Below are 22627 nucleotides of genomic sequence, written 5' to 3'. Positions count from 1 at the left end.
GAAATATTGCCTAAGCTGTCGGCGGCATCACGAAAAAGCCTGAATCCTCCCCGTCGATCGAGCCTGACGGGAAGAGGGGCGCTCGTCTTGGAATTTTTGCTGAGAGATAACGCCCTGTCGTGGTGCGGAAACAAACTTTCAGCAAGTGGGATTATGCAACCAATTGCATTTGAATCGGTTTTAGGGCCATTGCCGTGGCGGTGACGCCGCTCAGTGTCCGCATACGGAATTTTCAATGAATATTCAGACGACCCCTGCCCAGATCGAGAAGACGAGCGCGAGCTTTCCGGCCATCACGGAAGAGCCGATTCGATCCAATTTCCTGCCCGAAGAGCGTCTTCGCCTGCTTGGCGAAAGCCTGGCAAAAGGCGACCTTACCGATCTGTTCGGCCTGACACCCTTCGATTTTCAGGCCCGCATCCGCGACAGCGCCAAGAAGATCTTGGAAGTCTACCGCTCGACCAATGCCGCGCAGGCGAGGGGCGAGACGATCACGCCGGCGGCGCAGTGGCTGCTCGACAACAATTATCTGGTCGAAGAAACCATTTTCCAGGTCAAGCGCGATCTGCCGCGCCGCTTCTACCGCCAGCTGCCCAGCCTGAAACTGCCCGAGGGCGGCAGCGTGCCGCGCGCGCTGGCACTGGCCTGGACCTATGTGGCGCATTCGGACAGTTCCGTCTCGGCGACGATGTTCAAGTCCATCGTCCAGGGCTTCCAGTCGCTCGAGCCGCTGAAGATCGGCGAACTCTGGGCGCTGCCGTCGCTTCTGCGCTTCGTCCTGATCGAAAATCTCCGCCGGCTGGCGGTCAGGGTCAACCGCACCCGCCAGATGCGCCAGATCGCAAACGATGTCGCCGACAAGGTTCTGGCGACCGACGACAGCCCGGACCGGCAGGCGATCCTGTCCAAATTCAGCGCTCACGCACAGGACACCACCTTCGCCACCCAGCTGCTCTATCGCTTGCGCGATGGATCGCAGAATGCCGGCAAGGCCCTGGAATGGCTCGAAGGCGAGCTCGAAAAGACCGGCTCCGACGCCGAGGAAATCATCATTTCCGAACATCACACGCTGTCCAGCGGCAATGTGACGACCGGAAACATCATCCGCGGCCTGCGCCTCATCAACGACGTCGACTGGACGGTGTGGTTCGAAGGCGTCAGCCGCATCGACACCGTGCTGCGCGAGCGCACCGATTTCGCCGCGCTCGACTTCTTCTCGCGTGACCAGTACCGGACCGCGATCGAGGAACTGGCGCGCCGCTCCGACCTTTCGGAATACCGCGTCGCCGAGAAGGCTATCGAACTGGCCGATCACGTCGCCACCGAGACCCTATCGGCCGATGATGAAGGCGCTGCCGCTCAAGTTGCATCCGCCCACACCGATGTCGGTTTCTTCCTCGTCGGTCCGCGCCGGCTGGAACTGGAGAAGGCGATCGGCTACCGGCCGACAATCAGCCAGACGGTCAAGCGCACCTTCCGCAAGACCGGATGGCTTGGCATCGTCGTACCGGTATTTGCGCTGACGGCCCTGCTTCTCGTTCTCACCGGCAACGCGCTAGCCAATCTCGGCCTGTCGGTGCCGTCGGTCGTCGTGATGCTGGCGCTGTTTGCCGTACCGGCCAGCGAGGGCGCTCTCGCCTTCTTCAACACCGTCGTATCGCTGTTCCTGAAACCGACGCGCCTCGTTGGCTATGATTACAGGCACGGCGTGCCGCCCGAGGCGCGCACGCTGGTGGTGGTACCGTCGCTGATCGGCTCACGCGACGACGTCGAGGAAAACATCCGCAATATCGAGGTGCATCATCTCGCCAACACGGCGGATGAAATCTATTTCGCGCTGCTGTCGGACTGGCCCGACAGCAAGATCGAGATCGATGCGGCCGATACCGAAATCCTCGAATTCGCCCGCGCCGAGATCGCTCGTCTCAACGCCCGCCACCCATCCGAAGGCGCGCCGCGTTTCTACATCCTGCACCGGCGCCGGCTCTTCAATGCGGCGCAAGGGTCCTGGATGGGCTGGGAGCGCAAGCGCGGCAAGCTGCACGAGCTCGACCTTCTGTTGCGCGGCGACAGCGACACCACATTCCTGCCGCTCGACGTGCCGCTGCCCGAGAACGTCGTCCATGTGATGACGCTCGATGCCGACACGCGCACCACCCGTGACGCGGTCGCGACCCTGGTCGGCAAGCTCTGCCATCCGCTCAACCGGCCGCATTTCGATGCTACCAGGCGTATTGTCACGGCCGGCTATGCCATCCTGCAGCCGCGCATCACCGCGTCGCTGACCAGTGGCGATGATGCGTCGTTTTTCCAGCGGGTCTTCTCGGCCAATCGTGGCCTCGACCCTTATGTCTTTGCCGTCTCCGATCTCTATCAGGACGTCTTCGGCGACGGGTCCTTCACCGGCAAGGGCCTTTATCACGTCGATGCTTTCGAGGCGGCACTGCAGGGCCGCATCGAGGAAAACACCATCCTCAGCCACGACCTGCTGGAAGGCGCGCTGGCGCGTTCGGCGCTGGTCACCGACGTCGAACTGGTCGAGGACTATCCGACCCGCTATTCGGTCGACGCCTCGCGCCACCATCGGTGGGCACGCGGCGACTGGCAGCTTCTCGGCTTCATGCTCGATCCGCGCTCCGGCGTGCCGGCTCTGTCGCGCTGGAAGATGGTCGACAATCTGCGCCGCTCGCTGACGCCGATCTTCTGGGTCATGGCGGCGATCGCCGGCTGGACGCTGCTGCCCTTCACGCAAGCCGCGCAATGGCAGGCGCTGCTGATCCTCAGCCTGTTCATGGCGCCGACATTCGACATCGTCAACGCCATCCTGCCCAAGAGCGGCGACCAGACGCCGCGCGGCCATTTCTCGGCCCTGGCGCGCGACGTCGCCTTCGGCACCGCCATGGTGGCGCTGAAGATCGTGCTGATGGCGCACAACGCCTGGATGATGGGGGACGCCATCATCCGCACGATTTACCGGCTGTTCGTCAGCCGCCAGAACCTGCTGGAATGGCGCACCGCTTCGCAGGCGCACAAGGCCGGCGACAACGACGTCGGCTCCTACTACGGCATGATGTATGGCGCCGTGATCATCGGCTTCGTCGGCCTCGCCATTCCGGTGCTAGCCGATTCCACCGGCGCCTTCGTTGCTTTCTTCTTCGCCCTGTTCTGGATCGCTTCGCCGGCCATCGCCAGCTGGATCAGCCGTTCGGCCGAAACGGAGGATCGCTTGCGCATATCGCAAGCCGATATCCACGCGCTGCGTACGGTGGCGCGGCGCACCTGGCATTATTTCGAAAGCTTCGTGACGGCCGAGCACCATAATCTGCCGCCGGACAATTTCCAGGAAAGCCCGGCGCCGGTCGTGGCGCCGCGCACCTCGCCGACCAATATCGGCGTCTATCTGCTGTCGGTCGTCTCGGCGCGCGACTTCGGCTGGATCAGCCTGTCCGACGCCATCACCCGCATCGACGCCACCATGACGACGATCGAGGGCATGCCGCGCGACCGCGGCCACCTCTTCAACTGGTATGACACGACGACGCTGAAGCCGCTCTACCCGCTCTACATCTCGGCTGTCGACAGCGGCAATCTTGCCGGCCATCTGGTGGCGGTGGCGGCGGCTTGCGCCGAATGGGCGGAAGCGCCCTCGGTCCATCTCCAGGGTGATTTCGAAGGCATTCTCGACACGGTAACCATCCTCAGCGAGAGCCTCGACGAACTGCCCGACGACCGCCGCCAGCTGCGACCCTTGCGGCAGCGCCTCGTAGACCGTCTCGACGGCATGCGGCGCGCGGTCGAGACCATCAAGGCGCAGCCGGAAATGGCGTCGATCCGCACCATCAATCTGGCCGTCCTGGCCGGTGAGATCCGCAAGCTCGCCACCGCCATCCACACCGAGGCGGCGTCGGCCCAAAGCGACGTCATCGTCGACTGGGCGGCCAGGCTCGAGGCCACCTGCGAAGCGCATGTCCATGACGCGCATAGCGACGACAATGCCGTCGAGGCGCTGCGCGCCAAGCTGCTCACCTTGCGCGAGCGCACGCGCCGCTTCGCTTTCGAGATGGATTTCTCCTTCCTGATGCGGCCCGAACGCAAGCTGCTGTCGATCGGCTACCGGGTCGAGGAGCACCAGCTCGATGAAAGCTGCTACGACCTTATGGCTTCCGAGGCGCGGCTGACCAGCCTGTTCGCCATCGCCAAGGGCGACCTGCCGACCGAGCACTGGTTCCGGCTTGGCCGGCCGATCGTCGAGATCGGTTTCAAGGGCGCGCTGATGTCCTGGTCCGGCTCGATGTTCGAATACCTGATGCCGCCGCTGGTGATGAAGGAGCCGCAAGGCAGCATTCTCAACCAGACCAGCAAGCTGATCATCAAGCGCCAAATCCAGTATGGCCGCCAGAAGAACGTGCCGTGGGGCATTTCGGAAGCGGCCTACAACGCCCGCGACCGCGAACTGACTTACCAGTACACCAATTTCGGCGTGCCCGGGCTCGGCCTTAAGCGCGGCCTTGGCCAGAACACGGTGATCGCGCCTTACGCCACCGTGCTCGCGGCACAGTTCAACCCGCGCGAAGCCGTGCAGAATCTCGCCCGGCTGCGGGAGATCGGCGCGCTTGGCCGCCACGGTTACTACGACGCTGTCGACTTCACGCCGCAGCGCGTGCCGGAAGGCACCGATCATGTCGTCGTGCAGAACTACATGGCCCACCATTCGGGCATGTCGATCGTGGCGGTCGCCGACGCCATCTTCGAAGGCCGCATGCGCGATCGCTTCCACAGTGATCCGGTCATCGAATCGGCCGAATTGCTGCTGCAGGAGAGGGCGCCGCGCGACATCCCGACCGCGACCGTCAGGACCGAGGCCGACGAACGCTCCAAGGACGAGACAGAAGTCGAGAGCCCCGACACCCGCATCGTGCTCGATCCGTTGCGGTCGCTGCGGTCGACCAGTGTGATGTCGAACGGCCGCTATTCGGTGATGGTCACCGCGACTGGCTCGGGCTACAGCCGCTGGGGCGATCTCTCCATCACCCGCTGGCAACCGGATCCGACCGAGGACCGGCTCGGCTCCTACATCTTCCTGCGTGACGCCGGCACCGGCGACTGGTGGTCGGCGACGGCCGAGCCGAAGCGTGCGGCCGAGGAGAAGGCGCAGACCTTGTTCTCCGACGACAAGGCGAGCTTCGTCAAATCGGTGGGCACGTTGCGCTCCGAGGTCGAATGCATCGTCATTTCGGAAGGCAATGGCGAGGGCCGTCGGGTCACGCTCTACAATGATGGGCCGTCCGACCGTCACATCGAAGTCACCTCCTTTGCCGAACTGGTGCTCGGTCTGGAGGCGTCGGACAATGCCCATCCGGCCTTCTCGAAGATGTTCGTCGAAACTGAAATCGCGTCGAACAGCGCGCAGATATTTGCCACGCGGCGCAAGCGGGAGACCAGCGAGCCCGATATCGCCATGGTGCATTTCGTCACCGATCCGTCCGGATCGGCGCGCGATGCCGAAGCCGAGACCGACCGGCGCGCCTTCATCGGCCGTGGCCGCACCATCGTCGACGCGGCCGCCTTCGATCCCGGCGCCAGGCTTGGCGGCCATTCGGGCTTTACGCTCGATCCCGTCGCCGCGCTGCGCCGCCAGGTGCGCGTGCCTGCCAACAAGAAGATATCGCTGACCTTCTGGACCGTCGTCGGCGCCAGCCGCGCCGAACTGGAAGAGGCCCTTGCCCGGCTTGACCATCCGGAGAGTTTTGCCCGCCAGGCCATGCTCGCCTGGACGCGCAGCCAGGTGCAGACCCGCCATATGGGCCTCAGCCTGACCGATGCCGCCAATGTGCAGAAACTGGCGCGCTATCTGATCTATCCGGATCCGTTCCTGCGTCTTCCGGCCGAATCCATCGCCACGGGGCTGGGCAAGCAGTCGAGCCTGTGGCCGACCAGCATTTCGGGTGATTTCCCGATCTTCCTGGTCAGGATCGGCGACGTCGCCGATCTCGAAATCGTCGCCCAGGCGCTGCGTTTCCAGGAATACATGCGCACCCGCGGCATGATGATCGATTTCGTCGTCGTCAACGAACAGGCGTCGTCCTATGTCCAGGACCTGCAGCGGGCAGTGGAGACGCTGTGCGAAAACAGCCGCCTGCGCGGCAAGGAACTCGGGCCTCGCCAACACATTTTCGCGGTGCGCCGCGACCTGATGGACGAGACCACCTACAAGACGCTGCTCGCTGTCGCGCGCGTCGTCCTTCACACGCGCAACGGCACCATCTTCGACCAGATCGAGCGGGCCGAGGCGGCCGCCCTGCAGGCGCGCGACGCCCTGCAGCCGGCGGCCTTGGCGGTCGCACGCGAATTGCCGCCGCCGGTGCCTGTGATGCACGCCTCGCAGGCCGTGGCGGATGTCAGCGCCGATGGAAGCGGCCTCAGCCAATGGAACGGCTTCGGTGGTTTCGATGGCGACGGGCGGCACTATGTCGTGCGCCTGGCTGGCCGGCGCACCACGCCGCAGCCATGGATCAACGTCGTCTCCAACGCTTCGTTCGGCTTCCACACCTCTGCCGAGGGTGCCGCCTTCACCTGGAGCCGCAACAGCCGTGACTACCAGCTGACGCCGTGGTCGAACGATCCGGTCTCGAACCGGCCGGGCGAGGGCGTCTACATCTACGATCAGGCCAGCGGCAAGGCGTTCTCGCCGCTCGCCGCCATGGTGCGCGACCCCTCGATGACCTACGAGGCCTGGCACGGCCAGGGTTTCTCGACCTTCCGTTCGAGGCGCGGCCCGTTGTCGATGGACCTCACCCATGTCGTCGACCCGATTGACCCGGTGAAGATCTCGCGGCTGCGCATCCAGAATTCCGGCTCGGTGCCGGCGCGACTGCGTGTCTACGCCTATGCCGAATGGGTGCTCGGCGGGCATCGCTCGCGTACGGCGGCAACCATTGTCCCGTCCCGCGACGCCGCCACCGGTGCGTTGCTGGCGCAAAACCCCTACGGGCTCGATTTCAGCGAGCGGGTGGCTTTCCTTGCCGCCGACGGCGGCGTCCATTCGGTGACGACCGACCGTTCGGAGTTCCTCGGCCGGCATGGCTCCAGCGAACTCCCACAGGCGGTGCTGAGCGGCGCGGCGTTGTCGGGCCGTGTCGAGGCCGGAGACGACCCCTGCGCGGCGATTGCCCGCGACATCGAGATCCCGGCCGGCGGCGACGTGACACTGCTCTGGCTGCTCGGCGATGCCGAGACCGTCGAGGAAGCCAGCGCCTTGGTGCAGGAGCACCGGGCTAGGGATTTCGACCGGCGGCTGGCCGACAATGAGCGCGAATGGCGCGGCTTCCTCGACACCATCCAAGTCGAGACGCCGGACAAGGCGCTCGACGCCATGGTCAACCACTGGCTGCCCTATCAGAGCCTCGCGTGCCGCATCCGCGCCCGCTCCGCCTTCTACCAGGCAAGCGGTGCGTTCGGCTTCCGCGACCAGTTGCAGGACACGCTGGCATTGCTTGCGCATGACCCGCAACTGGCGCGCGACCAGATCCTCAACGCGGCGCGGCGGCAGTTCCCCGAAGGCGACGTGCAGCATTGGTGGCTGCCGCGCACCGGGGCCGGCGTGCGCACCATGATTTCCGACGACGTGGTCTGGCTGGCCCACGCCACGGCTCGCTATTTGCTGGTCACCGGCGATGCCACCATATTGAAGCAGCAACTGCCCTTCATCGATGGACAGGCGCTGGGCGAGGGCGAGCACGATGCCTTCTTCACCCCGGAAATTTTGAAGAAGACGGCGTCGCTCTACGACCATTGCGCGCGGGCGCTCGATCTTGCCATCAAGCGCAGCAGTGCCGCCGGGCTGCCGCTGATCCTCGGTGGCGACTGGAACGACGGCATGAACCGCGTTGGCGAGCACGGCAAGGGCGAGAGCGTCTGGCTCGGCTGGTTCCTGCTGAAGACGCTGGGCGACTTCGCCGCAATTGCCAAGACCGAAGGCGATGCCAAGCACGCGCAGGCCTGGGCAAAGCATGCCGATGCGCTGAAGCGGGCGCTTGAAAGCACGGCATGGGATGGCGAGTGGTACCGGCGCGGCAGCTTCGACGATGGCACGCCGCTCGGGTCGCGGTCCTCGCAGGAGTGCAAGATCGACTCGATCGCCCAGTCCTGGAGCGTGCTTTCAGGAGAGGGTGATCCGGCCCGGTCGACGACGGCGATGGAGCAGGCGACCAAACTGCTCGTCGATGACAAGCTGAAGATCGTCAAGCTATTCACGCCGCCGTTCTCGAAGACGGACAAGGAACCGGGTTACATCAAGAGCTATCCGCCCGGTGTTCGCGAAAATGGCGGCCAGTACACCCACGCCGCCACGTGGTTCGTCATCGCGCTTGCCGAGATGGGGCGGACCGACGAGGCCTATCGCTGTTTCTCGATGCTGAACCCAGTCAACCATGCGACCGACGAGGCCTCGGCCGAGCACTATCGCGTTGAGCCCTATGTCGTGGCAGCCGACATCTACGCCGGGGACGACAAGGGCGGTCGTGGCGGCTGGACCTGGTACACCGGCTCGGCAGGCTGGCTCTACCGGGCTGCGGTCGAAGGGATCCTCGGCATCGAACGGCGCGGCAAGCGTGTTCAGTTCAAGCCAAAACTCCCCCGCCATTGGGACGGTTACTCGGCAACCCTCAAGATGCTGGGGGCGGAACTCAAGGTTCGCGTCGTCCGCGACAATAAGGCCAAGGCGGTCTCGCTGGAGCTGAATGGGGCCAAGACCAAGGTTTCGGCAGTCGAACTGAAGGATGGCGAAGTTACCGAGGTCGTCATCAGGATCCCGGCCTGAGGCATTTTGCCCAGAAAGCGTGCTCTCGGGCTCAAGAGCCCGGGGGCGGTTTTCGGCACCACGACAGGATGAAAGGCGCCATGCCACCCGGCGTTGCCATCGCCTTGGGTGAAGGGCGTGCCTATGAAAAGCACATAAAATCAAAGGCTTGATGCCCACTGCATGCGCCGCCCCGGCCGGCCGGGCTTTGGTCTCTCGTCGCCGTTGGCGGGCGCGGGGCCGCTTTTGTTCCGCGCTATACTGTGTAGAAGGCCGTTTCGGCCTTGGTCATCCGCCAGACATCGATGTTGATTAAAATTGTGGCAGCACGTGTCAGCTGCCATGATTTCGCCGCATGCCTGACATTTTACCTGTCTTCTCAAACCGTTAGGTGATCACGGCAGATTTCGGAACGTCGCCATCTTTTGTTCGCGAATTGGGAACTGAAGAGGTACACGGCCATTGTTTTGCGACGTATCAACCGATACGAGTCAAATGATGCAGTGCACAATAAACAGCATGGCGGAGTAACTGGGGTGACCCTTCTGCAAATCTACTGGCGAGCGCTCGGTTATCTGGCCGCAGACAGGAAACGCGTCGCGTTGATCTGTTCGGCCAACGTCGCTCTCGCGATCATCGCCATTCTCGAGCCGATCATGTTCGGACGAGTGATCGATGCGATTTCCGAACGCGGTTCGGTGTTTGCCACGCTTGCCCTGTGGGCGGGTCTCGGCGCCTTCAACATCGTGGCCTTCGTCCTGGTGGCGCGCGGTGCCGATCGCTTTGCCCACAAGCGTCGCAGCGAGGTGCTTTGCCAGTCGTTCGAGCGCGTGATCACCATGCCGCTTACCTGGCACCACCAGCGCGGCACCTCCAATGCCCTGCACACCCTGTTGCGTGCGGTCGAGACGCTGTTCAGCCTGTGGCTTGAATTCATGCGTCAGCACCTCTCGACGGCGGTCGCGCTGTTCCTGCTGATCCCGACCGCGATCAGCATGGACCTGCGCATGTCGATGGTGCTGCTGGCGCTTGGCGTGCTCTATGTCGGCATCGGCCGGCTGGTGATGAAGCGGACCAAGGAAGGTCAGGCCGCGGTTGAGCGCCATTACCACAAGGTTTTCGCGCATGTGACGGACTCGGTCTCCAACGTCGCCGTGCTGCAAAGCTACAACCGCCTCGGCCACGAGGCAGACACGCTGCGCCGCTATGTCAAGAACCTGCTCGACGCGCAGAACCCGGTGCTCGACTGGTGGGCGATGGCCAATGCGCTGCACCGTCTGTCGTCGACAATCTCGATGATGGTGGTGCTGCTGATCGGCGCCTATCTGGTCACCCATGGCCAGTTGCGCATCGGCGACGTCATCGCCTTCACCGGCTTTGCCACGCTGCTGATCGCCAGGCTCGACCAGATGTCGGCTTTCGCCAACCAGATTTCGGAGGCCCGTGCCAAGCTCGAGGACTTCTACCACCTCGAGGATTCCGCGGCCGACGCGGCCGAGCCGGACGGCTTGCGCGATCTCACCAACGTCACCGGCCATGTCCGCTTCGAGAATGTCGGTTTCGAATTCGCCAATTCGGGCCAGGGCATCGACGACGTGTCGTTCGAGGTCCAGGCCGGCCAGACGGTCGCCATCGTCGGCCCGACGGGCGCCGGCAAGACCACGCTCATCAATCTGCTGCAGCGCGTGTTCTCGCCGTCCCATGGCCGTATCCTGGTCGACGGCATCGACACCCGCAGCGTGACCCGCAAGTCGCTGCGTCATTCGATCGCCACCGTGTTCCAGGATGCGGGCCTGCTCAACCGCTCGATCGAGGACAACATCCGCGTCGGCCGGGCTGACGCGACCAATGACGAGGTCCATGCCGCCGCCACCGCGGCTGCCGCGCAGGACTTCATCCTGTCCAAGAGCAATGGCTATGACACGCTGGTCGGCGAACGTGGCGGCCAGCTGTCGGGTGGCGAGCGCCAGCGCATCGCTATTGCCCGCGCCGTGCTGAAGGATGCCCCTATCCTGGTGCTCGACGAGGCGACCAGCGCCCTCGACGTCGAGACCGAGGACCGCGTCAAGGAAGCGATCGACGAATTGCGGCGCGACCGCACCACCTTCATCATCGCCCACCGCCTGACCACTGTTCGCGACGCTGATTTGGTCGTGTTCATGGACAAGGGCCGGGTGGTCGAGATGGGCGGCTTCGCCGAACTGTCGATGCGCAATGGCCGCTTTGCCAGCCTGCTGCGCGCCGGCGGCCTGCTCAACGACGAGGAGGTTCGCCGCCTCAGCCGCACCGTGCAGCAACAGCAGGAAGCCGCCGCCTGATTTCGTTCTTACCCCCCCTTGTGGGGGAGGTCGGACCGAAGGTCCGGGTGGGGCCTCCACCGCTGCTTCGCAATGACCTCCCTGTATCGGGAGGCTGACCAGCCTGCGACACCACCGCTCGATTGCCCCAAGCGCACGAGCGGTCTATGTAGAGCCGCATGAGCGACACGACTTCACGCCTGACCGGCTGGATGGATCTTGCCAACCCGACGCGCTTTGTCGGGCTGGCAGACAGGGTCGTGCCATGGCTGGCGTCCATCGCCGCACTGGTCCTTGCCGTCGGGCTCTATATGAGTTTCGCCGCGCCGGAGGATTTCCAGCAAGGCATTACCGTTCGCATCATGTACATCCACGTGCCTTTCGCCTGGCTCGCCATGATGTGCTACACGCTGATGGCGGTCTCCGCCCTCGGCACGCTGGTCTGGCGGCATCCGCTGGCCGATGTGGCGCTGAAATCGGCGGCCCCCATCGGCGCGGTCTTTACGGCGCTGGCGCTGATCACCGGCTCGATCTGGGGCAAGCCGATGTGGGGCACATGGTGGGTCTGGGATGCGCGGCTGACCTCGGTCTTCGTGCTGTTCCTGATGTATCTCGGCATCATTGCGCTGACCCGCGCGCTCGACGATGCTGGACGCGCCGCCTGGGCCGCCGCCATCATCACCCTGGTCGGCTTCATCAACATCCCGATCATCAAATTCTCGGTCGACTGGTGGAACACGCTGCACCAGCCGGCTTCGGTGTTCAGGCTCGGCGGGCCGACCATCGACCCCAGCCTGCTGTGGCCGCTGCTGGTGATGGCCGTCGGCTTCACGGTGCTGTTCTTCGCGCTGCACCTGATGGCGATGCGCACGGAAATTCGCCGCCGCCGGGTTATTGCCATGCGGCGTGTGGCGGCACGACAGGCTAGCTGACGACCGGCGAGTTCTCAAAAAATCTTGCTGCGCGCGGCAGCACTCGCTGGGGTGGGGTTAGCCCATCCGTCCCCGCGCTGCCACCGGCAGTGTCTCCAGCACCTTGTCGCCGTCGATCAGATTGACCTCGTTGAACAGGTTGGTGACGACGCAGCAATGGTCGGGCACGACGCGGACGCGTTCGCCAATGCGCAGCTTGGCATGGTCTGAAAGCGTGACCGTGCCGTGCTCCTCGCTCAAGCCGGTTACCCGCGCTCCCGAAACGCCGAGCAGTTCGCCGAAATCGGCGAGCCCCAGCGTGTCGCTGGACAATGCCTTGCTGCCGGCATCGAGGATAGCGCGCGTTGCTGTGGGATGGCTGACCACCGTCGAGAGCACCGTCAGCGCGCAATCGTCGAGAGTGCCGACGCCTTTGGCGACCTGGTAGCGGTCGAGATAGATGTAGGTGCCGGGGCGATACTCGGTGACGACCGATGCCTCGTTGGAGCGCCACATATCCGGCGTGCCGCCGCTGGAGATGCGGTCGCAGGCGAGGCCCGAAGCGGCCAAGGCTTGCCTGACGTCGGCAAGCCACGCTTCGGCCTCCGCCGCGCGGCCAGCGGCTGGATAGGTCATCAGCCCGCCGAAGGCGAGGCCGCCGGCCTTGTCGATCTGTCTTGCCAGCGCAACGGCTTCATCCGCCGTCTGCACGCCGCAGCGGCCCATGCCGGTGTCGAACTCGACCAGCACCGGCAGAGGATGGCCGGCATCGGTGAAGGTGGCCGCCAGCCCCTCGATCGTGTCCATGCTATCAGCCGTCACCGACAGGGTGACACGGCCATGCAGCGCCAGAAGCCGTTCCAGCTTGGCCCGCCCGAGAATGTTGTAGGGAAGAAAAATATCGGTCAGGCCAGCGTCGGCCATCACCTCGGCCTCGCCGATTTTCTGGCAGGTGATGCCGACGGCGCCGGCAGCGACCTGCTTCTTCGCCCAATAGGGCAATTTGTGCGTCTTGATATGCGGCCGCAGCTTCAGCCCGTTCTTATCGGCATGGGCCTGGGCACGGGCAATGTTGGCTTCGGCGCGCACGGCGTCGATCAGGATCGATGGCGTATCGAGATCGTGGATGGTCGGCATCGTCTGTCACCCCATGGAAATCCGCTGGGTTTATGATCCTGAAAGCGCGTGATGTCACGCGGCCAGCGCAGCGGATTTGTGGTCCATGCGCTCACGCCGCAAGGCAGGGCAGGGCGGCAAGATGGATCGACACCGCATCGGGCTTCGGCTATGCGAATGTCGGAAAAGTCGACACGAAGGACCATGATCATGAAACGCTCCGCCATCAACGACATCATCCGCGAAGCCGACGCTTTCATCCGCTCGTTCGGCTATATCATGCCGCCCTTCGCCTATTGGTCGCCGCAGGAGGCGAAGGCGCGCCAGGTCGATTCCTCGGCGGTTTTCACCTCGCGGCTCGGCTGGGACATCACCGATTACGGCCAGGAGAAGTTCGATGAACTCGGCCTGTTCCTGTTCACCGTTCGCAACGGCCGCTACGAAGACATGAAGAAGGGCATGGGCATGCTCTATGCCGAGAAGATCATGATCTCGCGCAAGGACCAGCTGTCGCCCATGCACCGCCACAACATCAAGGCCGAGGACATCATCAACCGCGGTGGCGGCAAGCTGGTGCTGGAACTGTTCATGCACGATCGCGACGGGGGTATCGATCCCAAGGCCGAGGTATCGGTGCCTGTCGACGGAACCATCCACAGGCTGCCGGCGGGCGGCCTCCTGAAGCTCGATCCGGGCCAGAGCGTCACGCTGCTGCCCGGCGTCTGGCACGCCTTCTGGGCCGAGGGCAAGGATGTGCTGATCGGCGAGGTGTCGACCGTCAATGACGATCTCACCGACAATGTGTTCCGCGAGCAGATCGGCCGTTTCTCCAACATCGACGAGGACGTCGCCCCGGTGCACCTGCTGGTGTCCGACTATGAGAAGTGGCTGGGGTAGCTTCGGGGCTCAGTGACAGCAGCTGGGCGCTGACTGCACGCTGGTCCTGCACAGGCAGGACGAGCTGATCGGCACGTCCGCTTTGGCCAGCGCCGTGGCGAGCCTTGCCTGCAGCGCCGGCAATTCTTCGGTCTCGCCGCGCCGTTTCAGGCATTCCACCAGCCCGTGCAGCGCCCAGACATTGTTCGGGTGCTGGGCGCAGCGCTGCACCTTGCCGCTCAGGCCAAGATCGTCGCGATAGACCTGTTCGGCCTCTTGCGCGTGGCCCTGGTCGAGAAGCAGCGCCGCCAGCGCATGGCGCGGCGGATGCATCCACGCCCACGGCTCGGTGTAGGACAAATTATCGTCAAGCTCGACCGCTTGCCTCAGATGGCCATACGCCTCCTCATGCCGGCCCTGGTGATAGGCAAGCTCGCCATCGAGGAGAGCCGCGCCGACAGCCAGCGAGGCGCGGGTCGGGTTGCTGAGGAAGCGCCGTTCTGCAGGAATGCCTTCCAGATGCCGATGGAACCGCTGGCGTTGGCGCTCTGCTTCGGCGAAGTTCCTCAGCGTCGCATGCGCGACACCCTTGGCGTAGTGCTGCATGGCCGCCGTCAGCACATAGAGGCCGGGTTCTCCGGTTGCCGGCTCGTCGATGATCTCCTGCCAGCGGCCGAAGCGCACCTCAACATGCGATTTCATCGCGTGGTAGCCTTCCACCGTCTGGGTGAGCTTTGGCCGGTCGGGAAGGCTGACCACGTCGCGCGTCACCAGGCTGCGCACTTTGTCGGCGGCCCACAGCGACGGCCTGGACTGGCCGAGCAACATGCAGGTGAACATCATCAGATGCAGGTCGTGGCAGCAGCCGAGCAAATAGTAGGTCGGCTCGTCCGCATAGGCGAGATAGAGGTCATTGGCGCGAACCGCCTTCTCGCTGGCGAGCTTGGCCTTCTCGTACGCGCCGCACAGCACGTAGATGTGACCCGGCATGTGGTTCATGTGCCCGGCATCGGGGCACATTTCCCCGAGCAGGTCCGCCGAGCGCATGCCGCGTTCCGGCATGGTCGACATTTCCAGGAGATGGATGTGCAGGTGGACGATCGCCGGATGCTGCGCGATGCCGGCCTCGTCGGCACGCCGGATTGAACGCTCGCAAACCTCGAGCGCCTCGACCACGTCCGAATTTGGCGCGGGCGCACCGGTCTTGAGGTTCCACAACCGCCGCACCGTGCGCATCATCAGCGCCTCGACCAGCAGCGCCATCACGTCATGGTCGTCGGGAAAGCTTTGATATACCAGCCGCATCGCGGCGGCGTAGGCGTCATCCCACTGCTCGAATTCCGGCGGCGTCACCCGATGCGCCTTCTGGAAGCGGCAGGCCAGCGCCTCGATCAATCGCCTTTCGACCTCGCTGGCGGAAGCCGCATTGGCGCGTGCGAGTTGAACATGCTCGAAGCAGCGTTTCGTCGCGCTGTTCGCCTCGGCCTCGCCATGCTCCTTCCAGGTCAGATTGTAGAAAGGCCCGGCGGCATAGGCGATGCCCCAATGCACCATCGGGCAATCAGGGTCCGTTTCGAGTGCCTTGTCAAAACACTTGATGCCTTCCTCATGGTTGAAGCCGTAGCACCAGTTCAGGCCGATATCGAACGAGCGCTGGGTTTCCGCCGAGCGGGTGGAGATGAGGCGGCGGTAGCTGCCGAGGTTGAAGTGATCCATTAAGCCCCCGAGTTCTCCGAGCGCTTTGGTCACAGTGAGCTTACAGAGCGCTCCGGCCGAGGGCTGGACACCACGTCAGCGCTTCCAGAAATCGCGGTGCGGTGCGATCAGCTCGTCCGCGATTTCGGGGAAGGGGCCAAAGACCTCGATCTTTTTCTGGCCTGAGTCGAGTACGGTGCGCGAAGAAAGGCTCATCGTCGGATTCTCCGCGTGATTCCCGGTGAGCGCCAGAAGCTTGCTCTCCTCGAAGCCGTAGACCAGCCGGCCGATATTTGCCCAGTAGAGCGTTCCGGTGCACATCGCGCAGGGCTCACCGGTCGAGACCAGCGTGCATTGCCACAGGAACTCCGGCTCGTAGGTCGCCGCGGCGCGCCGGGCGAGCTCGGTCTCGGCATGGCGCACCGTGTCGAGATTGCCCTGCCGCATCAGAACGTGGTCGTCCGGCCCGACCAGCACGCAACCGAAGGGATGGTGCCCATGCGCCGCCGCCTCGCGCGCGACCGCGTCGGCGGATCGGAGGTGGGCGAGCATCTGATCTCGGGTCATGGTAAAATCCCCATCACGCCGACATCCGATGAGCGGCTCTTCGCGCCGAGATTGCGGCCAAAGCGACGCCATTGGCAAGAGCTAACCGTCGCTTGAACGTCCACCTGCCCCAAGCTCTTTGGGGCGGGCGGGTGGCGGGCTCTTTTTACTGGCACTGTTCGCCGTCGTTGCCGACAAAAGGTGATTGACGTTACGGTAACTGGGCGCAATCATATCGGATTGTACAAGGGTGAGGGCGTTTCAATGAAACTCGTTGTCTTTGGCGTAGCAATGGCATTGGCCGCCACCGGAGCAGCTGTTGCGAAAGAGAAGAAAAAGGTGGCCACAGCTCAGCCTGCAACCTCGTGTTCTGCAGCTCATATGAAGGCTGGCAGCAAGCCGACCCCGAAACTGGATTGCAAATCGACAGGCACCGTGGTTGCGCGACCGTCAAATGGGGCCAACTTCCTGGATCATTATAATCCGCGCTTGGGGTATGATGACACCAGTCCGTGGTTTCAAACTGGCTATAATTGACGGCGGCTTCGGCTTCCGGGCCTTTCTCTATCCAGCGACACGGCCAGCCCGCTGCCTCACGGTGGCGGGCTTTTTTTTGCATTCGCTCGTGGGGCTAGTTCTTGGCCAATAATCGCTGCACTACTACGGTTGAGACTTGCCCCACCAGGATTCCGATGCCTCCTGCGATGGGCATGTAGATGTGTCTATTCCAGCCTTCTGCCTTGCAGAACTTTACAAGCAAGATAGCCAAGGGGAGACCCACCAGAAGAATGCCAATCGCATGCCAACGTCTCTTTTTGAGGCGCTCAATATGCGCAGACGTTTCGTCGTTCATCACCAAAGCCCCCGTCCCACACCCCGCCGATAGTCGCAGGAAAGGATTGGCGCCGCAATTGGCGCCGTGAAGGGGTGGGTGCCCCTTACGGCAGCCGGCCGAACATCGAGAGAACAAACCGTCCTTTTCGTGTTGCAGCTATGTTGCACCGACTAGACAGGACAGGGCGGGACGTGCCCGGAATACAAGGGTTTGCGCGTCGCAGGGCAGGAAACTGGCTGCAACACAAACGCGCTGCCATGGATTCGACTAACCACTTGTTTTTACTTGAGAAAGTCTTGGCTGGGGAACCTGGATTCGAACCAGGACTAACGGAGTCAGAGTCCGTGGGTCTACCGTTAACCTATTCCCCAGCAAGCGCGGTCATGAACCGTGCGGGCCGAGCGGCCAAGCCGCTTGAGCGCTGCCTTGTAGCCGCCAGCGGAAAATAGTCAAGCCTGCTGAGCGGTTCAATGGCAGGTTTCGTCAGGTGGTTTCAGATGTCATGTTCAGGCTTCGCGCCGGCCTGGAGTCCAACCCTGCGCTTCAGGACTCGCTTCGGCTGAACTGCGACCGTTCGAAGAACAGCACGATACCAAGGCCCAGAATCAGCGGGATGACCAGGTAGAACAGCCTGAACACCAGCAGTGCCGCCAGCACGCCGACCGGATCCATGTCGGACAGCCCCGCCAGGAACACCACTTCGAACACGCCGAGCCCACCCGGCGCATGCGAGATCTGCGCGATCGAGAACGAGACCAGGAAAACGCCAAGGACGACAAAATAGCCGGGATTGTGGATAGATGGCAGGGCAAAGAAGATGATCGCAGCCGCCGCCAGCAGTTCGACCGGGCCGATCAGCAATTGCCGCGCGACGATCGGCAGCGCCGGATAGTGCAACTGGAAGCTGGCGATCTTCAGTGGGCTCAGATGCAGCCAACTGCCGAATATGTAGGCGGCGACGAGCAGCAGCATCACGATCCCCGCCGCTTCCGACAGGCCGTGATGGGCGATGCCGGAAAACCGGTCGAGAATCTCAGGCTCGAAGACCAATACGAGGCCGGAGGCGAGAATCGTCGACAGCACGAAGGTGATCCAGCAGATCGCCACCAGCACGCCGACATCCTGGCCGGTGAGGCCCCTGGTGCCATAGGCGCGGTAGCGGATGACGGCGCCGGAGAACACCGACCCGCCGATGTTGTGCGACAGCGCATAGGTGGTGAAGGAACAGAGCGTGACGAACAGCCACGACACTTTCTTGCCGATATGCAAGAGCGCGATGTGGTCGTAGCCGGCGAGCGAGGCATAGGCGACGACCGAACACAGCGCCGCGAGAATCCAGCGGCGAGCCGGAATCCCCGATATGCCGCCCCAGACATCGTCGAGCGAGATGCCGCGCAGTTCGTGCCAGAGCAGGAGCAGCGAGAAAATCACCGCCGCAATGCCGACGACCGGCCAGAAATAGCGTCTCCAGTTCATTGCCTGATTGCCATGCGTTGCGGGTCCGCTTCCTTTGCTGTCGAGAGGCCGGTTGCGCCGGATTCTTACGCTCATTTCAGAAATGCCTCATTGAAGCCGGCTATTCAACCGCGAACGCTTTGCGTTGCGGCAGCCGGCAGGATTTGTCTGCGTCGAGGGCTGCCCAACGGGACGCCAGCCGGCGCTGCGCCTACCAATCGAGGGTTACGGATACATTACGTGGCGCGGCCTCAAAGGCGGTTCACGCGCCGAGCCGGCAAAATTGAGCGCGCGGCTCTTGGTGATCGGGCGCAGCACTGTTAGTCTGGCGGCAACTTAAAACACGTCAAAGCGCCTGCTGCGTCCGTCATCGGTTCGCGCGGTGCTGGAAGGAACGACAGTGGAAGACCGCGACACCGGCGCCGGCGCGCCGGAGGTGGGTGCGTCCAGCGCTTCCCCAGGGCCAGCAGGCTCATGGCGGCAAAGCCGCCCGACGGAGTCCCGCTCCGCCGACGGGCAGGCGGGCGACGCAACCCATAACCAGAAGGGCAAGCCCAAGAAGCGGCGCAAGCGAAGGCGCGGACGCAAGGTTTTTGCCCGCGACGAGGCGCATCCCATAGGGAATCGATCGCCTGTGCCCGGCAACGCCCCTTCGGCAGCCGAGGCGACAAAACGTCCCAATTCGGTGGCCTTGCCCGCGGTTGCGCCGGCACGGCACGAACCGGGCGCCCACCGGCCGCCGCTGCAGGAGCTTCCAGTGTTTGCGGCACTCGACCTCGGCACCAACAATTGCCGGCTGCTGGTTGCGGTGCCGACGCGGCACGGCCAGTTCCGCGTCATCGATGCCTTTTCGCGCATCGTCAGGCTGGGCGAGGGGCTCACCGCCAATGGCCGGCTCGGCCAGCCGGCGATGGACCGCGCGGTCGAGGCGTTGAAGATCTGCGGCGACAAATTGCGCAACCGCAAGATCAGAAAAGCCCGGCTGATCGCCACCGAGGCCTGCCGCTCGGCTGAAAACGGCGTTGAATTCCTCGATCGCGTCGAGCGCGAGGCCGGTCTGAAGCTTGAGATCATCGATCGCCAGACCGAAGCGCGGCTGGCGGTTTCCGGCTGCGGTTCGCTGGTCGAGCGCGACACGCAAGGCGTCGTCCTGTTCGACATTGGCGGTGGTTCGTCCGAAATCGCGCTGATCGACCTCAGCGGCCGCCGTTCGCCGCGGCTCGCTCACCATATCGTGTCGTGGACGTCGCTGCCGGTCGGCGTCGTGTCGCTGGCCGAGCGTTTCGGCGGCCGCACGGTGACGCGCGAGATCTTTGCCGCCATGGTCGACGACGTCGCCAACCGGTTGGCCAGCTTCGACGGTCGCGACCGGTTGAGCCATCTCACGGCCAGCCCGAATTTCCATCTGCTCGGCACGTCGGGCACTGTGACGACTCTGGCCGGCGTCCACCTTGACCTCGAACGCTACGACCGCCGGCGCGTCGACGGGCTGTGGATGGACCGCGACAGCGTCGACCGCATGGTCGAAAAGCTGGTCGGCTGGGATTTCCAGCAGCGCTGCGCCAACCCTTGCATCGGCGCTGATCGCGCCGATCTGGTGCTGGCCGGCTGTGCTATCCTCGAGGCGATCCGCGCGGTATGGCCGTCGGAGCGGCTGCGCGTCGCTGACCGTGGCCTGCGCGAGGGCATATTGAGCGAGTTGATGGCCGATGACGGTGTCTGGCGCAACGATGGACGTGGCAGAGCATGATCCCGAAAAGTGGACCCCGGTTTTCGGACGAGATCATGCTCAAGCAAGAAGTCATGATCCCGAACCGAAGGACCGCGTCAGCGAAAAGTGGGCCCCGGTTTTCGGCAGAGATCATGCTCAAACAAGAAATTAGGCGATGACCAAGAAACCGGAAAAACCAGGGTCTGCGAGCATTCGCGTGCTGAAGACGCGGATCAAGAAGAAGAGCGGCCTGAAGGAATCGTCGCGCCGCTGGCTGCAGCGCCACATCAACGATCCCTATGTCCAGCGCTCCAAGGCGGATGGCTATCGCTCGCGCGCGGCCTACAAGCTGATCGAGATCGACGACAAGCATCATCTGCTGAAACCCGGCATGAAGGTGATCGATCTGGGTGCTGCCCCCGGCGGCTGGTGCCAGGTCGCGGCGGCGCGCACGAAATCGACAGCCGACAAGCCGCATGTCGTGGGCATCGACTATCTGGAAATGGATGCCGTTCCCGGTGCGCCGGTGCTGTTGATGGATTTCCTCGATCCGCTGGCACCGCAGAAGCTGGCCGAGGCGCTGGGCGGCGACCCGGATGTGGTTCTGTCCGACATGGCGGCACCCACCACCGGCCACAAGAGGACCGACCATATCCGCACCATGCATCTGTGCGAGGTGGCGGCCGATTTCGCGCTGTCGGTCCTGAAGCCGGGCGGGCATTTCCTCGCCAAGACCTTCCAGGGCGGCGCCGAAAACGAACTGCTCTCCATGCTCAAGCGCAATTTCCGCTCGGTCCATCACGTCAAGCCGCCGGCGTCGCGCGACGAATCGGTCGAGCTCTATCTGTTGGCCAAGGATTTCAAGGGACGCACGGCGCCGGATGGTGCCCAGGTTGAAAGCGCTGAGCAGGAGCGGTCCGAAGGCTGACGGCTGCCTTCCGGGTCGGCATCAATTGCCAGGCGGGCTCACCGGTTCCAGCGTCTTGGGCGTGCTCAGCCGGCCATGGCCGGAGATGGCGTTGCCGGCATCGGGCGCCAGCCGCACGAACGACAGCGCCGCCGCCGCCGATACAGCCGCCACGATGAAGAAGGCGATGTGGAAGTCGTCCAGCGAAAGCGGACCGCCATGGATTGACGTCGAAACTTCCAGGATGCCGCCGGCCAGCGCCACGCCGAGCGCGATCGAAAGCTGCTGGAAGACGGCGGTAATCGGCGTCGCCTTGCTGGTGTCTTCAGCCGAAACCTCGGCATAGGCAAGTGCATTGACGCCAGTGAAGAACATCGAGCGGATGAAGCCGCCAACGAGAAGCATGGCCAGCATCAGCAGATAGGGTGTGTCGGGTGTGAACAGCCCGTTGATGGCAATCGACGCCGCGGCGACTAGGGAGCCGACGACCAGCACGCGGCGGAAGCCTGCGACGCGGAAGATCAGCGCGGTGACGAATTTCATGCCGATGGCGCCGATCGCCGAGACGAAGGTGATCATGCCCGACTGAAAGGGCGTCAGTCCGAAGCCGATCTGGAACATCAGCGGCAGCAGGAACGGCACGGCGCCGATGCCGATGCGGAACAGTGAGCCGCCCAGCACCGACGAGCGGAACACCTGGTTGCGGAACAGTTCTAACGCCAGCAGCGGGTTTTTGGCGCGGCGCGCATGCAGCAAATAGAGCGCCCCCGACGCCAGGCCGACCCCTACCGTGATGATGCCGACGAGCGGCGGCAAGTACGGAAGGCTGATCACCGACAGGCCGAACACCACGCCCGATGCCGCCAGACCGCTCAGCACGAAGCCAATGAAATCAAGTGGCGGGTTCTGTGTTGGTTCGGTCTGCGGCAGGAAACGCGTCGCCAGCCAGATGCCGATCAGGCCTATCGGCACATTGATCAGGAAGATCCAGTGCCAGGTGAAATAGGTGGTGATGAAGCCGCCGATCGGCGGTCCGACCAGCGGCCCGACCAGCGCCGGAACGGTCAGCCAGGACATAGCCGCGACCAGTTCACTTTTCGGCGTCGCGCGCACCAGCACCAGTCGCCCGACCGGTGTCATCATGGCGCCGCCAATGCCTTGCAGGAAACGTGACACCACGAAAGCCGGCAGCGAACCGGAAAGCGCGCAGGCGATCGAGCCGACGATGAAGACCGCGATTGCGGCGCGAAAGACATTCTTGGCGCCGAAGCGGTCGGCCATCCAGCCACTGATCGGAATGAAGATCGCCAGCGACACCAGATAGGCCGTCAGCGCCAGCTTGAGCGCGATCGGGCTGGTATGGATGTCGATGGCGATCGCCGGCAGCGACGTCGCGATGACGGTCGAATCCATGTTCTCCATGAAAAGTGCGACCGCCAGTATGAGCGGAATGGTGCGGTTCAAGGAACGCGTCCGAACTG

The 22627-nt window shown here is 63.7% G+C and carries 13 protein-coding genes and 1 tRNA gene; 7 read left to right on the top strand and 7 right to left on the bottom strand.

All coding sequences use genetic code 11. The annotated features are described in order from the left end of the window. Positions 1–235: 235 nt before the first annotated feature. The 3 genes from AC1DZU_RS16690 (at position 236) to AC1DZU_RS16680 (ending at position 12026) form a co-directional block, all read left to right on the top strand. On the top strand, positions 236–8818 hold the full coding sequence (locus AC1DZU_RS16690; RefSeq protein ID WP_477286411.1) for a glycoside hydrolase family 94 protein: 8583 nt from the start codon (positions 236–238) through the stop codon (positions 8816–8818). A 515-nt stretch (positions 8819–9333) separates the two neighbouring features. Further along, positions 9334–11115, top strand: coding sequence for a glucan ABC transporter ATP-binding protein/ permease (locus AC1DZU_RS16685; RefSeq protein ID WP_477286409.1), 1782 nt, complete (start codon positions 9334–9336; stop codon positions 11113–11115). Between the two features lie 158 nt (positions 11116–11273). After that, positions 11274–12026, top strand: coding sequence for a heme ABC transporter permease (locus AC1DZU_RS16680; protein WP_457153745.1), 753 nt, complete (start codon positions 11274–11276; stop codon positions 12024–12026). Positions 12027–12083: 57 nt separating this feature from the next. Here the strand turns inward: AC1DZU_RS16680 and AC1DZU_RS16675 are convergent, their stop codons facing one another. Next, a complete protein-coding gene (locus AC1DZU_RS16675; RefSeq protein ID WP_477286407.1) occupies positions 12084–13142 on the bottom strand; it encodes a D-TA family PLP-dependent enzyme in 1059 nt (352 codons plus the stop codon). Between the two features lie 189 nt (positions 13143–13331). Here AC1DZU_RS16675 and AC1DZU_RS16670 point away from each other — a divergent pair, with 189 nt between their 5' ends. Continuing rightward, positions 13332–14018, top strand: coding sequence for a D-lyxose/D-mannose family sugar isomerase (locus AC1DZU_RS16670; RefSeq protein ID WP_379095971.1), 687 nt, complete (start codon positions 13332–13334; stop codon positions 14016–14018). Between the two features lie 9 nt (positions 14019–14027). Here AC1DZU_RS16670 and AC1DZU_RS16665 read toward each other — a convergent pair whose 3' ends face one another. Next, positions 14028–15713, bottom strand: coding sequence for a hypothetical protein (locus AC1DZU_RS16665; RefSeq protein ID WP_477286404.1), 1686 nt, complete (start codon positions 15711–15713; stop codon positions 14028–14030). Positions 15714–15788: 75 nt separating this feature from the next. After that, complete coding sequence (locus AC1DZU_RS16660) at positions 15789–16259, bottom strand: nucleoside deaminase (protein WP_477286402.1); 471 nt, start codon at positions 16257–16259, stop codon at positions 15789–15791. Positions 16260–16502: 243 nt separating this feature from the next. Between AC1DZU_RS16660 and AC1DZU_RS16655 the strand changes: the two genes are divergently transcribed. After that, complete coding sequence (locus AC1DZU_RS16655) at positions 16503–16775, top strand: hypothetical protein (protein WP_477286400.1); 273 nt, start codon at positions 16503–16505, stop codon at positions 16773–16775. A 94-nt stretch (positions 16776–16869) separates the two neighbouring features. Here the strand turns inward: AC1DZU_RS16655 and AC1DZU_RS16650 are convergent, their stop codons facing one another. The 3 genes from AC1DZU_RS16650 to AC1DZU_RS16640 form a co-directional block, all read right to left on the bottom strand. Next, a complete protein-coding gene (locus AC1DZU_RS16650) occupies positions 16870–17091 on the bottom strand; it encodes a hypothetical protein (protein ID WP_477286398.1) in 222 nt (73 codons plus the stop codon). A gap of 279 nt (positions 17092–17370) precedes the next feature. Next, a tRNA-Gln gene (locus AC1DZU_RS16645) sits at positions 17371–17444 on the bottom strand. 172 nt (positions 17445–17616) lie between these two features. Next, on the bottom strand, positions 17617–18549 hold the full coding sequence (locus AC1DZU_RS16640; RefSeq protein WP_477286397.1) for a lysylphosphatidylglycerol synthase domain-containing protein: 933 nt from the start codon (positions 18547–18549) through the stop codon (positions 17617–17619). A 379-nt stretch (positions 18550–18928) separates the two neighbouring features. On the opposite strand from AC1DZU_RS16640, the gene AC1DZU_RS16635 reads away from it, so the two are divergent. After that, positions 18929–20278 (top strand): Ppx/GppA phosphatase family protein, encoded by a 1350-nt coding sequence (locus AC1DZU_RS16635; protein WP_477286396.1) that lies wholly within the window; start codon positions 18929–18931, stop codon positions 20276–20278. A gap of 136 nt (positions 20279–20414) precedes the next feature. Then, the gene (locus AC1DZU_RS16630; RefSeq protein ID WP_477286394.1) at positions 20415–21167 is read left to right on the top strand and encodes an RlmE family RNA methyltransferase; all 753 of its coding nucleotides are present in this window, start codon (positions 20415–20417) and stop codon (positions 21165–21167) included. A 21-nt stretch (positions 21168–21188) separates the two neighbouring features. On the opposite strand, the gene AC1DZU_RS16625 is transcribed toward AC1DZU_RS16630, so the two are convergent. After that, positions 21189–22610, bottom strand: coding sequence for an MFS transporter (locus AC1DZU_RS16625; protein WP_477286392.1), 1422 nt, complete (start codon positions 22608–22610; stop codon positions 21189–21191). Positions 22611–22627 lie beyond the last annotated feature (17 nt).

This window comes from Mesorhizobium sp. P2_A12, from assembly GCF_056405075.1.
Note: the sequence above shows the minus strand (reverse complement) of the source record. Positions and strands in the feature narration are given on the sequence as shown.